Annotated in this window: 2 protein-coding genes; both read left to right on the forward strand. The window is 65.4% G+C overall.

Annotation, left to right across the window (positions count from 1 at the left end; translation table 11 throughout):
• A partial coding sequence (locus tag BTA51_RS29745; protein ID WP_141215742.1) for an ABC transporter permease occupies positions 1-377 on the forward strand: 377 nt, incomplete at its 5' end.
• A partial coding sequence (locus tag BTA51_RS29750; protein ID WP_371333264.1) for an ABC transporter permease occupies positions 370-755 on the forward strand: 386 nt, incomplete at its 3' end. The genes BTA51_RS29745 and BTA51_RS29750, both read left to right, overlap by 8 nt.

Here is a 755-nt window from a genome sequence, read left to right on the forward strand (position 1 = left end):
TGATGATGATCGCCCATGTCTCGCGCATGGTCCGATCCGAGCTCGTGGACGTGATGCACACCGACTACATCCGCGCCGCGCGCCTCAAGGGCCTGACGCCGCGCCGGGTGCTGTTCCGCCACGGGCTGCGCAACGCCCTGCTGCCGACGATCACCATCGTCGCGCTGGACGTGGGCTACCTTCTGGGCGGGATCATCGTCGTCGAGGAAATCTTCTCGATCCCCGGCATCGGCCGCTCGCTCATGTCCGCCATTCAGGCCCGTGACCTGCCGGTGATTCAGGCCGGCGTGATGATCATGGCCGCCACCTATTCCATCGTGAACTTCGCCGCCGACCTCATGTATGCGTGGCTCGACAAGAGGATCCAGTATGACTGATTTTCTGCGCCGCCTGTTGCGGAGCCCGCAGGGAGCACTGGGTTGCCTCGTCGTCGGGCTGATCCTGATCGCGGTGGTCTTCGGCCCCTATCTGACCCATTACGGGCCTGAGGACATGCAAGCCCTCGCCCGCTACAAGGGCCCCTCGGCCGAGCATTGGCTGGGCACCGACCAATACGGCCGCGACATCTTCAGCCGGCTTCTGGACGGCGCGCGCTCGACGGTCTTGATGGCGGTCGTCGCCACGGTGATCGGCACGCTCGGCGGGGCGATCATCGGCACCGGCTCGGCCTATCTCGGCGGTCGCTCGGACGAGTTCATCATGCGCACCAATGACGCGGTGATGGCGATCCCCTCGCTGCTGATGGCGCTGATGGT

The sequence above is a fragment of the Hahella sp. CCB-MM4 genome (genome assembly GCF_002260525.1).
In the GTDB taxonomy this organism is placed as follows: domain Bacteria; phylum Pseudomonadota; class Gammaproteobacteria; order Pseudomonadales; family Oleiphilaceae; genus Hahella.